Below are 12,277 nucleotides of genomic sequence, written 5' to 3'. Positions count from 1 at the left end.
CGAACCCAAATTCATCCGTTTACGAGGATCGATCACATGACACAACTGAACATCGCAGCGGGCACCGCCGACACGAGCGCCACCAACGGCAATCCGACTGCCGCCGCCACTGAAGCGAAGCCGCTCGCGCGTTGGCGCGTCGCCGATATCGTCGCGTTGTACGAACTGCCGTTCAACGACCTGCTGTTTCGCGCGCAGCAAACGCATCGCGAGCATTTCGACGCCAATGCGGTGCAACTGTCGACGCTGCTGTCGATCAAGACCGGCGGCTGCGAAGAGGATTGCGCATACTGTCCGCAATCGGTGCATCACGACACGGGTCTCGCCGCCGACAAGCTGATGCCGGTCGACGAAGTGCTGGCCGCCGCGCAGGTCGCAAAGCAGAACGGCGCGACGCGCTTCTGCATGGGCGCCGCGTGGCGCAATCCGAAGGACCGCCACCTGGAGCCGATCAAGGACATGATCCGCGGCGTGAAGGCGATGGGCCTCGAAACCTGCGTGACGCTCGGCATGCTCGAAACGCACCAGGCGCAAGCGCTGCGCGATGCGGGCCTCGACTATTACAACCACAACCTCGATACGTCGCCGGAGTTCTACGGCCAGATCATTTCGACGCGCACGTACCAGGATCGCCTCGACACGCTCGAACGCGTGCGCGACGCGGGCATCAACGTGTGCTGCGGCGGCATCGTCGGTATGGGCGAATCGCGCCGCGAACGCGCGGGGCTGATCGCGCAGCTCGCGAACATGGAGCCGTATCCGGAATCGGTGCCGATCAACAATCTGGTGCAGGTGCAAGGCACGCCGCTGACCGGGACCGAAGCGATCGATCCGTTCGAATTCGTGCGCACGATCGCGATTGCGCGCATCACGATGCCGCGCGCGATGGTACGTCTATCGGCCGGACGCGAGCAGATGGATGAGGCGTTGCAGGCAATGTGCTTCCTTGCAGGCGCGAATTCGATTTTCTACGGCGATCAGTTGCTGACCACGAGCAACCCGCAGGCGGAAGCGGATCGCAAGCTGCTCGCGCGCCTGGGGATTCGCGCTGAGGCTGCGCAGCAGATGCCGGTCGAGCAGAGCGAGTGCGAGCATGGGTGTGCGCATGGGCATGGGGATCACAACGTGGCGAATTGAGTCGTGGAAGCGCTGAGCCGCATGCGCTGCGTGCGCGAACTAATGGTCTGCGCCGCTGCATAGTGGCGAAATTCACCCCGAAAGTTGGACGTTGATCCAATCTTCGGGGTGTTTTTCATGGCGAAGCTTTGATCAGCAATTCAAGAAACCTAATCAATATACAAATTGCGTCAAATTAGGAATTGTCGCAATCGGTCTGATTTCAAAAATATCCTCGCGCATGTAGGGTGATGCTCCTGAGCACTTCAGGAGAGCATGAATGCGTAAGGCAGCCGTACGACACGGTGACTCCACCACGACACGCGGACTCGTCATGGCCTATTCGTCAAGCATCTCCGATAACGGCAAAAAGATTGCCCTGAGCGGAGACGAAGCGACATGCGGCAACTGCGAGGGCACGTTCAAGCTATTCGGCACCGGCAAGGGTCTATCCGAAAAAGGCCGGCGTGCCGTTCTCGATGGTGATCGCGTGCTATGTCCCTGCGACAAGAACCGGGTGATAGTCGGCAGTAATCCACGCGTCTTCATTGAAACTGATGACGGCTTGGCGCATGGGCAAGTTAGTGCTGCGCTCGCGGCGGCTACGTCGTCGTGGACGGCGCTCGTATATGACGAGCAGGTCTGTGCCAGCGTGGTGGGTGCCCTGCTTCCGGGCTACCCGTATTACATTGAAACAGCAGATAAACGCATACAGTTCGGCCGTCTCGACACGAGCGGTCAATTGCCACGCATCTCGAGCGGCGCGATCGCCGCCGAGTACGTTGTATATTGGGGTGACGAAGCGCTAGCGAGAATGGTCGGAGTTTCCGACTAATGCCCAACCGAAAAACGGTAGTCAGGACCAATTCGACGCCCGGCTCCCAAAAGTCAATTCAGTTGAACGCCGTCACATTTCAGCAACTTTGGGATAACTATCCATCGGGCGATCCGTACGACAATCCGGACTATCCTGACCAGTGCGCGATTCGCATGAGTGTGACCTTTCATCATGTCGGCATCCTGATGAAGTCGTTTTCCTCCAAGCTAATCACGCCGCTTGATGGACAGCCCAGCATTGGACGTATCATGCTGGACGGAAACGCAACGGCTACACGAGCCAATGAACTTGGCGAGTGGCTCAAACTTCAGCCCTTTGCCGGCATCGGCAACCCGGAGAACGTCACCGGAGCCGATTGGGTTACGAAAGTCAAAGGCCGTACCGGCATCTTAATGTTTGACCGGTACTGGAGTCGCGACACCGATTCGACGGGTAGTACAAGCGGCGGTCACATCGATCTTTGGAACGGCAACAGGTTGACGGGCTTCGGCACCGGACTCAGAGTCAGCTGGAACATTGTTATTCCGGGTATCTGGTCCGACTTTCGAAACTCGAAAACAATTCTGTTCTTTCCGGTGAAATGAGATTTTCAAGGCCTCTCGTCGGCGTCACCGTGGGAGCAGTTTGCGCCACCCTACTGTCGTGGGTCGGGCTCTACCTGTACGGTGTTTTTCTGCTGCACGGCAAAGGAAGTATCTTCGATACCTCTCGCACAGCAGAAAACATCTTTCTGATTCTCTGGTTCGTGCTGGCATGCGTGAGCTCGATAGTCGGCGGTTATATCGGCTATTCGGGCAAACGCCACCAGGAGTGATGAGGGCACGTCAGCGGCATGACCGGACGGGCCGGCATGAGCAAAGTCATGCCTCCGCAACACAACGAACCTGTTCCCGAAGCGAAACGTCGGCTTTACTTCCGATCAACAATAATCTGATCGAACGTCCCCCCATCGGAGAAGTGCGTGTCCTGCGTCTTCTGCCAGCTCCCGAACATCTCCTCCACCGTGAACGTCTTGATCGGCTTGAACTCGGCCGCGTGCTTCGCGAGGACGCCCTTGTCGCGCGGATGCAGATGATGCTGAGCGATGATCTCCTGCGCGGCCGGTGACCACAGATAGTCGAGATACGCCTGCGCTTGCGTGCGCGTGCCACGCTTGTCGACGACCTTATCGACGATCGACACCGCTCACACGAGCGCATGCGGCGCGGTTTCGATCGCCTCTTCGCGAAAGCGCAGCGGCGCCGCGCAATGCACGAGCGTATCGATGAAGTACTTCGCGCGCGGCCACGGACCGAAGCCCGCCGCCGTGTTGATATGCCCCGCGTCGCCGAGATTGACGAACGCGCTGCCGAAACGCCTCGCGAGATCGCGCGCGTCGGCGAGCGTCATCCACGGATCAGTTTCGCTGCCGATCAGGATCGACGGCACGCCCAGACGTCGCGCGTCGAACGGCCCCGCGAATTCGAACTTGCGCGGACTCGCGGGCGCGACGAACAGCACGCCGACCACCTCGCTGGCGAGCGCGCCCTGCTGCAACGCATGCGCGGTCGCGAGGCAGCCAAAGCTATGCGCGACCAGCACGAATGGACCGCGTTCGCGCGCGAGCAGATCGCACAACGACTTCGCCCATCGCGCGAGATCGGGCGCGTCCCAGTTGGCCTGCTCGACGCGCAACGAGCGCGCGAACTGCCGCTCCAGCCATGTTTGCCAATGCGCGCCTTCGCTGCCGTGCAAGCCGGGAACGGTGACGAGCCGTGGCGGCCAGCTCGATCGGGTGCATGAAAGCATGTGCGTGCCTCGCTGCGCAAGGAATCCAGGCAATCATTGTCCCGCCCGGTCGCGCATCGATGAACCAAGTTTTTGTGCTTTCGTTATCGGGCAAACGAAGAAATGCGCGGGTACGCGCGAACTCGACGCCCACCACGGCATGCATCTCGAAGCGCACGTGCGTGCGCAAACGCGCGCGATTTGCGTCGAAAAAGTAGAATGAAGCCTGTTCATACCGGGAGGAGACCCGATCCCGCACGCGTCGTCCGATTGCCGTCGCGCGCTCCGGGTCCGTCCCGCTCACGCCCACATCGACGCCGACGCACTCCGGACCGCATGAAAATACTCTTCTACGCACCGCACACCGAAGCCGCCGCGTGGCTGCACGACTTTGCGTGCGCTCTGCCCGCCGCCGAGCTGCGCGAATGGAAGCCCGGCGACACCAGCCCAGCCGATTTCGCGGTGGTCTGGCGTCCGCCGCGCGAGATGCTGGCCGGACGCAATACGCTGCGCGCGATCTTCAATCTCGGTGCTGGGGTCGATGCGATTCTCGCGCTCGAACGCGCGCATCCGGGCACGTTGCCGCCCGAGGTGCCGTTGATTCGCCTCGAAGATACCGGCATGGGCGCGCAGATGGCCGAGTACGTGACGCATGCGGTGCTGCGCTATCTGCGCCGCTTCGACGAATATCAGGTGCTGCAAGGCGAGCGCCGCTGGAAAGTGCTCGAGCCGCATCCGCGCGCAACGTTCACGGTGGGTGTGCTCGGGCTCGGCGTGCTCGGCACGCAGGTCGCGCAAACGCTCGCGTCGTTCGGCCTGCCGGTGCGCGGCTATAGTCGCGGCGAGAAGCAGATCGATGGCATCGCGACGTTCGCCGGCGACGCGCAATTCGATAGCTTCCTCGACGGCGCGAAGGTGCTCGTCAATCTGCTGCCGCATACACCCGACACGGAAAGCGTGCTGAATGCGCGAGTCTTCGCGAAGCTCGCGCGCGGCGCATATCTGATCAACGTCGCGCGCGGCGCGCATCTCGTCGAAGCGGATCTGCTCGCTGCGCTCGCGAGCGGCCAGCTCGCCGCCGCGACGCTCGACGTGTTCCGCGAGGAACCGCTGCCCGCCGATCATCCTTTCTGGCGCGAGCCGCGCGTCACGATCACGCCGCACACGTCGGCGCTGACGTTGCGCGAGGACAGCGTCGCGCAGGTCGCGGACAAGATCGGCGCGATGATGCGCGGCCAGCAGGTGAGCGGCGCAGTGCAACTGGAACGCGGCTACTGAGTGAAACCCGCACCCGCACGCGTCGCAGGCGTGCGGGCTGACTTGAATTGCAGCAACGCGGCAGCACCCATCCCGGATGGGACCGCGATCAAACCGCATCGGATCGGAGACACATCATGGCCTTACCGAAGCAAGTGAAAATCGTCGAAGTGGGTCCGCGCGACGGGCTGCAGAACGAGAAGGAATTCGTGCCGACCGCGACCAAGATCGAGCTGATCAACCGGCTGTCGGCGGCGGGCTTCCGCAACGTCGAGGCAGCGTCGTTCGTGTCGCCGAAATGGGTGCCGCAGATGGCCGACGGCGCCGACGTGATGGCCGGCATCGAGCGCCGCGACGGCACGATTTACTCGGTGCTGACGCCGAACCTGCGCGGTTTCGAAGGCGCGCTCGCCGCGCGCGCCGACGAGATCGTCATCTTCGGCGCGGCGAGCGAGGCGTTCTCGCAGAAGAACATCAACTGCAGCATCGCGGAGAGCATCGAGCGATTCGCGCCAGTCGCCGCGGCGGCGAAACAACATAAGCTGCGGATTCGCGGCAGCGTGTCGTGCGCGCTCGGCTGTCCGTACCAGGGCGAAGTGCCGGTCGCTTCGGTCGTCGACGTCGTCAAGCGCTTCGCCGCGCTCGGCTGCGACGAGATCGATATCGCCGACACGATCGGCGTCGGCACGCCGAAGCGCACGCGCGAAGTGTTCGAGGCCGTGACCGAAGTGTTTCCGCGCGAGCATCTGTCGGGACACTTCCACGACACCTATGGCCAGGCGCTCGCGAACATCTACGCGGCGCTGCTCGAAGGCGTCGAGATTTTTCATGCATCGGTCGCGGGGCTCGGCGGTTGCCCGTATGCGAAGGGCGCGACCGGCAACGTCGCGACCGAAGACGTGCTGTATCTGATGAACGGCCTCGGCATCGAGACCGGTATCGACCTCGCGCAAGTGGTCGAAATCGGCGACTTCATTTCGAACGCGATCGGCCGGTCCAACGTGTCGCGCGCCGGTAAAGCGCTGCTCGCGAAGGCGCGCAGCGAAGCAAACACCTGCGTATAACCGCAGCATCCATTTTCATTCAGGGTCCCAAACAATGAACGACCTCGCGTCCTTCGACTCCGACGATCTCGCCGCGCTGCCCGACTCGGCACGCCGCGTCGCGCTGCTGCTGCGCGAACGCGGTCACGCGGGGCGAATCGTGATGCTGCCGGAAACCGGCAAGACTTCCGCCGAAGCGGCCGCCGGACTCGGCTGCTCGGTCGCGCAGATCGCGAAGTCGATCCTGTTCCGGCGCCGCGAAGACGACGCGCCGGTGCTCGTGATCGCGAGCGGCGCGAATCGTGTCGACGAAAAGAAAGTGGCCGCGCAGGTCGGCGAGATCGGCCGCGCGGACGCGAAGTTCGTGCGCGAAAAGACCGGCTATGCGATCGGTGGCGTGTGCCCGGTCGGTCACGCGACCGAGCCGGTCACGTTGATCGATGCGGATCTGCTCGAACTGGAGAGCCTGTGGGCGGCCGCCGGTCATCCGCACGCGGTGTTCAATCTGACCGCGCAGGAGCTGATCTCGCTCACAGGCGCGCCGGTCGTCGATGTCGCGTTGCGCGAGCCGGCCTGAACACGATGGCGAGCGGCAACGATTACGACGACACGGACGACGGCGGTTGCGTGCCGTCGCCGTGCATCAGCGTGTGCAGGATGGATGCATCGACCGGCTGGTGCGAAGGATGCCTGCGCACGATCGACGAAATCGCCGGCTGGTCGACGCTCGACAACGACGCGAAGCGCGCGGTGTGGGACGCGATCGAAGTGCGCCACGCGACGTTAATGGCGCTGCGCACGACATCGACGACGAAGGAGAAGCAATGAACGCCGCGCCGCGCATCGTGACGCCCGGTGAGACGTTCAGTTCGACGCTCGAGTTGTCGGTGGATTCGATCAAATCGTTCGCGACGCTCGTCGTCGACCTGAACCCGTTGCATCACGATGAAGCGTATGCCGCGCAAAGCCGCTTTGGCGGCTTGATCGCGTCGGGCACGCAACCCACCGCGTATTTCATGGCGCTGCTCGCCACGCATTTCTCTACTTACGCGCAACCGCTCGGCCTCGAATTCGATATCAAGCTGAAGAAGGCAGTGCAGGCGCACGACACGCTGACGATCACGTGGCGTGTGCACGACGCTCACTGGAAGCCGAGCCTGAACGGCGATCTGACCTATCTCGAAGGTTCGGTGGTCAATCAGCGCGGCGAGCTGATGTTGACGGGTACCTCGACGATCCTCGTGATGCCGAAGCCCGACGCGGTCGTGGACGCGCAAGCGAGAACGGTCGCACCATGATCGCGCTGCCCGCATCGATCCGGGTTTTCGAACGCGGCTGGCTGTCGTCGAACAACGTGCTGCTCGTCGACGACACATGCGCCGCGCTGGTCGATACCGGCTATGCGACGCACGCATCGCAAACGGTCGCGCTGGTACGCAATGCGTTGCGCACGCGGCCGCTCGATCTGATCGTCAACACGCACCTGCATTCGGATCATTGCGGCGGCAACGCACTGTTGCAGGCAACGTGGCCGTGCCGCACGCTGATTCCGTCATCCGAAGCCGATGCCGTGCGCGACTGGGACGAAACTCGCCTCAGCTTTCGCGCGACCGGTCAAACCTGCGAGCGCTTCGGCTTCACCGGCACGCTGACACCCGGCGCGCGCTTGCGGCTGGGCGCACTCGACTGGGAGGTGCTCGGCGCGCCCGGCCATGATCCGCATTCGCTGATGCTCTATTGCGCGGACGAACGCTTGCTGATCAGCGCGGATGCGCTGTGGGAAAACGGCTTCGGCGTGATCTTTCCCGAACTCGAAGGCGAAAGCGGCTTCGCCGAGCAGCAGGGCGTGCTCGACCTGATCGCAACGCTCGACGTGCGCGTCGTCATCCCAGGCCACGGCGCGCCGTTCACGCAGGTCGAAGCGGCGCTCGAACGCGCGATGTCGCGCGTCGCCTGGTTGCGCGCCGATCCCGCGCGCAACGCAAAGAATGCGCTGAAAGTGCTGATCGTATTCAAGCTGCTCGAAGTCCGCGAGATGAGTGTGGATACGCTGCTGCGCATGCTCGCCGACGCGGCCGTGATGCGCGCGGCCGCGTCGATGCTGAAGCCGCGCGGCGAATGGCCCGCGTTGCTGAAGGGAATGATCGGGGAGCTCGCGGCGAACGATGGACCGCTCGAAGTGGACGGCACACGCATTCTCGCGCGGCATTGAACTGTGATGTGACCGGTTCGACCGGCGCGGTGGAAAAGCGCACCGGAACGCAAAACCGTGCTGCCAAAAAGAAAACCGCTCGACGAAGCGAGCGGCGGAACATCTGTTGGACGTGATCAGCGTCGCTGTCGATGATACGCGCGTGGGTTTTTGCATCGCATCGGTGATTTCCCTACAGAAATTTGGCGCCACGTTTTACGAATGCATACATGATCTGTCGTCAAACGGCGTTAAGCGCTTGAACGCTTGCGCGTTATTCCGGGATCCGTAGCAATATCCGATTGAATGTCGAATCGGCATCACGTGGACGATAAGCGCTTTCTCTGCGGCACGATCCGCCACCCGAGATTGACGCCTGCCGCCGCCAGCAGAATCAGCGCGGCGCCGAGCACCTGAATCCATGCGAGCGTCTGTCCGAACGCGAGCCGGTCGACGATGATCGCGACCACCGGATAGATGAACGACAACGCGCCCGTCATCGACGTCGGCAGCTTCTGGATCGCGCCATATAGCAGCACGTACATGAGCCCGGTATGGACGACGCCGAGCACGACCAGTTCGAGCCACTGCGCGCCGCTTGCCGGCAACGCGTCGAAGCGTACGAACGGCGTGAGCAACAGCGCGCCGAGCGATACCTGAATCAGCGCGAGCAGATGCGGCGGCGTGCCCTTCAGCCGCTTCGTGATGATCGACGACACCGCGTACATCGCCGCCGCACCGACCGCATAGGCGACGCCGACCAGATACTGCCCCGGCACCGCGAGCACGGCCGGCTCGACCTTCACGACGAACACAAGCCCGACGAACGCGACCACGAGCCACGCGATCGTCGATGCGCTGATGCGCTCGCGAAACACCAGCGCGCCGAGCCCGACCAACATGAACGGCTGCGTGTTGTAGACGGCCGTCGCCATCGAAATCGACGCGCGGGAATACGCGGCGAACAGCAATACCCAGTTCACGACGATCGCCGCGCCGCCGAGCAACGCGAGGCCGAGCATCTTCCACGAAAACAGCTCGCGGCGGAACAGGCCGAGTACGGCGCACACGAGCGCGAGCGTCGCGCCGCCGAAAATGCAGCGGAAAAACACCACGTTGAACGGGCTTTGCTGCGAAGACACGACGAGCCAGCCGATCGTGCCCGACATCAGCATCGCGATGCTCATCTCCGCCGCGCCACGGCGGATGTCGCTGGGCGAGCTGCTCGAGGTCGTGACGGAAGCCTTGTTTGAAGCCATGATTCGATCCCGGATTGTGACTGCATAACTGGCAGTGTAATTAATCCACCCGCGCGAATACATGGCTAAACTTAAGCGTTACCGCATTTTCACCTCATAAACGAAGGCCATCATGAGCAAACGCCTTGCATCGATCGCGCCGGTCGCACTCGACGACACCGACCGCGCACTGCTCGCCGCGCTCGCGCAGGACGCGCGCCAGCCGGTCAGCGAACTCGCGCGCATCGTCGGCTTATCGGCGCCCAGCACGGCCGAACGCGTGCGGCGGCTCGAAGCGCAGGGCGTGATCGAGCGCTTCACCGTGCAGATCGATCCGCGCGCGCTCGGCTTCACGCTGCAGGCGGTAGTGCGCGTGAAGCCGCTGCCCGGGCAGTTACATCTGGTGGAGGAAGTGATCCGGCGCATTCCGGAGTTCGTCGAATGCGACAAGGTGACCGGCGACGACTGCTTCATCTGCCGCCTGTACCTGCATTCGATCGAACAGCTCGACGAGATCCTGTCGAAAGTGACCGAGCGCGCGGAGACCAGCACGGCGATCGTCAAGTCGACGCCGGTCGCGCGACGGCTGCCGCCGCTCGGCTAACGAAGGTCCATCGCTGGTCAAACGAAGGTCGGGCCAAGCAGCCCGGCGCTTATTGTTCGAGCGTCTCGAAAAACGACAGCATCTCGGCGACCAGTTCGTCCGGCGCTTCCTCGGGCAGATAGTGCCCGCACGATAGCGCGCGGCCGCTCACGTCGCGCGCGACATGCCGCCATTCGTCGAGCGCATCGAAGCATTTTTCGATCACGCCCTTGTCGCCCCACAGCACCCGCAGCGGACAGCCGATCTTGTTGCCGCGCTCGAGATCGGCGCGATCATGTTCAAGGTCGATGCTCGCCGACGCGCGATAGTCCTCGCACATCGCGTGCACCGCACCCGGTTGCGCGAGCGCCGTCCGATACGCGTCGAGCGCGGCGGGATCGAACGGTGCGAGACCCGCGTGACGTCCGCCCATCACCGCGTCGACATAGGCGGCCGGATTTGCGCCAATCAACGTTTCGGGCAGCGGCTCCGGCTGGATCAGGAAGAACCAGTGGAAGTAGTGTGTTGCGAACGCGCGGTCGGTGGCTTCGTACATCGCGAGTGTCGGCGCGATATCGAGCAGCATCAAACGCTCGACCGCGTCGGCGTGATCGAGCGCCATCCGGTGCGCGACGCGCGCGCCGCGATCGTGCGCACAGACGAGGAAGCGCTCGAAGCCGAAGTGGCGCATCACCGCGACCTGGTCGGCGGCCATCACGCGTTTCGAATACGGTGCGTGCGCGGCATCGCTCGGCGGTTTGCCCGACGCGCCATAGCCGCGCAGATCGGTTGCGATCACCGTGAAGTGCTGCGCGAGCGGCGCGGCGCAGCGTTCCCAGATCAGATGCGATTGCGGATGGCCGTGCAGCAGAAGCAGAGGCGGCCCGGCGCCGCCCTTCACGCCGAAAATGTCGACATCGCCCACGGCGACGCGAAAAGACGTGAAATTTTCGAAGGCCATGACGTCTCGTTGATCGTTTGAGGTCCGTGCATTGTAGAAGGCCAACAGGTCCGTGCGAGGTGGGATATCCCACGCAGACATGGAACCTGAATACTCCTTCGAACCGTTCCAAACGGGCCTACCGCGCGCGGGTCACCCGCTTCGCCTATAATCGAACGACCGTTCTTAAATGTTTGGCGCGACTTCGGCATGCCGGTTTCGTTCGACTGCCACACGCATTCGCCGGTCAACACGTCGCAAGCCGTGTGCCGCTAAACTCATTCATCTATTTGCCGGGCGCACGTCGCACCGGTTGGCCCAACCTGGAGACTCGCACCATGGCATTGCCCGCCGTTCTGCAAAACCTCGCGCTGCCCGTCGTCGCTTCGCCGATGTTCATCGTCAGCTATCCCGAACTCGTGCTGGCGCAGTGCAAGGCCGGTATCGTCGGCTCGTTCCCAGCCCTCAACGCGCGCCCGGCCGAGCTGCTCGACGAATGGCTGACGCAGATCCAGGCGCAACTCGCCGGGCACAAGGCCGCGAACCCGGATGCGGTGATCGGCCCGATCGCGGTCAATCAGATCGTTCATCAGTCGAATGCGCGGCTCGAGCACGACGTGCGCGTCTGCGTCGAGCACAAGGTGCCGATCTTCATCACCAGCCTGCGCGCGCCGGCACGCGAGATCGTCGATGCGGTGCATAGCTACGGCGGCATCGTGCTGCACGACGTGATCAATCTGCGTCATGCGCAGAAAGCGCTGGAAGCCGGCGTCGACGGGCTGATTCTGGTCGCATCGGGCGCGGGCGGCCACGCGGGCACCACCTCGCCGTTCGCGCTGGTCGGCGAGGTGCGGCGCATTTTCGACGGCCCGATCGTGCTGTCGGGCTCGATCGCCAACGGCGGCTCGATTCTCGCCGCGCAGGCGATGGGCGCGGACCTCGCGTACATGGGCACACGCTTCATCGCCACCAAAGAAGCGCACGCGGTCGACAGCTACAAACAGGCGATCATCAACGCGAAGGCGTCGGACATCATCTACACGAATCTGTTCACCGGCGTGCACGGCAACTACATCCGCGAGAGCATTGCGAACGCGGGGCTCGATCCCGACGCGCTACCCGAATCGGACAAGACCAAGATGAACTTCGGCGGCGACAAGGCGAAGGCGTGGAAGGACATCTGGGGCGCGGGCCAGGGCGTCGGCCTGATGGACGACGTGCCGGACGTCGCCGAGCTCGTGCGGCGTCTGAAGAAGGAATACAACGACGCGAAGGCGCGGCTCGGCATCGCGCGCTGAGGTGAA

Annotated in this window: 14 protein-coding genes and 1 pseudogene; 11 read left to right on the top strand and 4 right to left on the bottom strand. The window is 63.2% G+C overall.

Annotated elements, in window-relative coordinates; genetic code table 11:
• Positions 1-36 precede the first annotated feature (36 nt).
• From bioB to HDG37_RS22070, 3 genes are all read left to right on the top strand, one after another.
• A complete protein-coding gene (bioB, locus tag HDG37_RS22080; protein WP_184051287.1) occupies positions 37-1,137 on the top strand; it encodes a biotin synthase BioB in 1,101 nt (366 codons plus the stop codon).
• A gap of 313 nt (positions 1,138-1,450) precedes the next feature.
• Complete coding sequence (locus HDG37_RS38820; RefSeq protein ID WP_221312104.1) at positions 1,451-1,951, top strand: PAAR domain-containing protein; 501 nt, start codon at positions 1,451-1,453, stop codon at positions 1,949-1,951.
• Positions 1,951-2,538, top strand: a complete 588-nt coding sequence (locus tag HDG37_RS22070) for a type VI secretion system amidase effector protein Tae4 (protein ID WP_184051285.1) — start codon at positions 1,951-1,953, stop codon at positions 2,536-2,538. The genes HDG37_RS38820 and HDG37_RS22070 overlap by 1 nt, the downstream gene beginning before the upstream one ends.
• Positions 2,539-2,863: 325 nt before the next feature.
• On the opposite strand, the pseudogene HDG37_RS22065 reads toward HDG37_RS22070, so the two are convergent.
• A pseudogene (locus HDG37_RS22065) lies at positions 2,864-3,136 on the bottom strand (sulfate ABC transporter substrate-binding protein); the annotation flags it as partial.
• Positions 3,137-3,139: 3 nt separating this feature from the next.
• Complete coding sequence (locus HDG37_RS22060) at positions 3,140-3,742, bottom strand: alpha/beta hydrolase (protein ID WP_184051283.1); 603 nt, start codon at positions 3,740-3,742, stop codon at positions 3,140-3,142.
• 315 nt (positions 3,743-4,057) lie between these two features.
• On the opposite strand from HDG37_RS22060, the gene HDG37_RS22055 reads away from it, so the two are divergent.
• The 6 genes from HDG37_RS22055 to HDG37_RS22030 all read left to right on the top strand — a co-directional run bounded on the left by HDG37_RS22055 (position 4,058) and on the right by HDG37_RS22030 (position 8,233).
• A complete protein-coding gene (locus tag HDG37_RS22055; RefSeq protein ID WP_184051281.1) occupies positions 4,058-4,999 on the top strand; it encodes a glyoxylate/hydroxypyruvate reductase A in 942 nt (313 codons plus the stop codon).
• A gap of 116 nt (positions 5,000-5,115) precedes the next feature.
• Positions 5,116-6,042, top strand: coding sequence for a hydroxymethylglutaryl-CoA lyase (locus HDG37_RS22050; protein WP_184051279.1), 927 nt, complete (start codon positions 5,116-5,118; stop codon positions 6,040-6,042).
• A gap of 34 nt (positions 6,043-6,076) precedes the next feature.
• A complete protein-coding gene (locus tag HDG37_RS22045) occupies positions 6,077-6,598 on the top strand; it encodes a YbaK/EbsC family protein (protein WP_184051277.1) in 522 nt (173 codons plus the stop codon).
• A gap of 5 nt (positions 6,599-6,603) precedes the next feature.
• Positions 6,604-6,849, top strand: coding sequence for a DUF1289 domain-containing protein (locus tag HDG37_RS22040; protein WP_184026326.1), 246 nt, complete (start codon positions 6,604-6,606; stop codon positions 6,847-6,849).
• Positions 6,846-7,319 (top strand): MaoC family dehydratase, encoded by a 474-nt coding sequence (locus tag HDG37_RS22035; RefSeq protein ID WP_018419225.1) that lies wholly within the window; start codon positions 6,846-6,848, stop codon positions 7,317-7,319. The genes HDG37_RS22040 and HDG37_RS22035 overlap by 4 nt, the downstream gene beginning before the upstream one ends.
• Positions 7,316-8,233 carry an MBL fold metallo-hydrolase gene (locus HDG37_RS22030; protein ID WP_184051275.1) on the top strand — a complete coding sequence of 306 codons (918 nt, stop codon included), beginning with the start codon at positions 7,316-7,318 and terminating at the stop codon, positions 8,231-8,233. Before HDG37_RS22035 ends, HDG37_RS22030 begins: the two co-directional genes overlap by 4 nt.
• A gap of 299 nt (positions 8,234-8,532) precedes the next feature.
• Here HDG37_RS22030 and HDG37_RS22025 read toward each other — a convergent pair whose 3' ends face one another.
• On the bottom strand, positions 8,533-9,471 hold the full coding sequence (locus tag HDG37_RS22025) for a DMT family transporter (RefSeq protein ID WP_184051272.1): 939 nt from the start codon (positions 9,469-9,471) through the stop codon (positions 8,533-8,535).
• 112 nt (positions 9,472-9,583) lie between these two features.
• Between HDG37_RS22025 and HDG37_RS22020 the strand changes: the two genes are divergently transcribed.
• Positions 9,584-10,054: an Lrp/AsnC family transcriptional regulator gene (locus HDG37_RS22020; RefSeq protein WP_184051270.1), complete on the top strand. Its 471-nt coding sequence runs from the start codon at positions 9,584-9,586 to the stop codon at positions 10,052-10,054.
• A gap of 49 nt (positions 10,055-10,103) precedes the next feature.
• Here HDG37_RS22020 and HDG37_RS22015 read toward each other — a convergent pair whose 3' ends face one another.
• Entirely contained in the window at positions 10,104-10,994 is an 891-nt protein-coding gene (locus tag HDG37_RS22015) for an alpha/beta fold hydrolase (RefSeq protein WP_184051268.1), read from the bottom strand.
• Positions 10,995-11,311: 317 nt separating this feature from the next.
• Between HDG37_RS22015 and HDG37_RS22010 the strand changes: the two genes are divergently transcribed.
• Positions 11,312-12,271: a nitronate monooxygenase family protein gene (locus HDG37_RS22010; RefSeq protein ID WP_184051266.1), complete on the top strand. Its 960-nt coding sequence runs from the start codon at positions 11,312-11,314 to the stop codon at positions 12,269-12,271.
• Positions 12,272-12,277 lie beyond the last annotated feature (6 nt).

It is taken from the genome of Paraburkholderia sp. MM5384-R2, from assembly GCF_014201025.1.
In the GTDB taxonomy this organism is placed as follows: Bacteria; Pseudomonadota; Gammaproteobacteria; order Burkholderiales; family Burkholderiaceae; genus Paraburkholderia; species Paraburkholderia tuberum.
The sequence above is the reverse complement of the archived record's forward strand: the minus strand, read 5'-3'. Positions and strand labels throughout refer to the sequence as shown.

What these genes read in the sequence shown, in the direction of transcription:
- HDG37_RS22045 (WP_184051277.1), top strand. Translation starts at nt 6,077, where the DNA reads ATGAACGACCTCGCGTCCTTCGACTCCGACGATCTCGCCGCGCTGCCC.
- HDG37_RS22030 (WP_184051275.1), top strand. Translation starts at nt 7,316, where the DNA reads ATGATCGCGCTGCCCGCATCGATCCGGGTTTTCGAACGCGGCTGGCTG.
- HDG37_RS38820 (WP_221312104.1), top strand. Translation starts at nt 1,451, where the DNA reads ATGGCCTATTCGTCAAGCATCTCCGATAACGGCAAAAAGATTGCCCTG.
- HDG37_RS22060 (WP_184051283.1), bottom strand. Translation starts at nt 3,742, where the DNA reads ATGCTTTCATGCACCCGATCGAGCTGGCCGCCACGGCTCGTCACCGTT.
- HDG37_RS22015 (WP_184051268.1), bottom strand. Translation starts at nt 10,994, where the DNA reads ATGGCCTTCGAAAATTTCACGTCTTTTCGCGTCGCCGTGGGCGATGTC.
- HDG37_RS22035 (WP_018419225.1), top strand. Translation starts at nt 6,846, where the DNA reads ATGAACGCCGCGCCGCGCATCGTGACGCCCGGTGAGACGTTCAGTTCG.
- HDG37_RS22055 (WP_184051281.1), top strand. Translation starts at nt 4,058, where the DNA reads ATGAAAATACTCTTCTACGCACCGCACACCGAAGCCGCCGCGTGGCTG.
- HDG37_RS22040 (WP_184026326.1), top strand. Translation starts at nt 6,604, where the DNA reads ATGGCGAGCGGCAACGATTACGACGACACGGACGACGGCGGTTGCGTG.
- HDG37_RS22020 (WP_184051270.1), top strand. Translation starts at nt 9,584, where the DNA reads ATGAGCAAACGCCTTGCATCGATCGCGCCGGTCGCACTCGACGACACC.
- HDG37_RS22010 (WP_184051266.1), top strand. Translation starts at nt 11,312, where the DNA reads ATGGCATTGCCCGCCGTTCTGCAAAACCTCGCGCTGCCCGTCGTCGCT.
- HDG37_RS22025 (WP_184051272.1), bottom strand. Translation starts at nt 9,471, where the DNA reads ATGGCTTCAAACAAGGCTTCCGTCACGACCTCGAGCAGCTCGCCCAGC.
- HDG37_RS22050 (WP_184051279.1), top strand. Translation starts at nt 5,116, where the DNA reads ATGGCCTTACCGAAGCAAGTGAAAATCGTCGAAGTGGGTCCGCGCGAC.
- bioB (WP_184051287.1), top strand. Translation starts at nt 37, where the DNA reads ATGACACAACTGAACATCGCAGCGGGCACCGCCGACACGAGCGCCACC.
- HDG37_RS22070 (WP_184051285.1), top strand. Translation starts at nt 1,951, where the DNA reads ATGCCCAACCGAAAAACGGTAGTCAGGACCAATTCGACGCCCGGCTCC.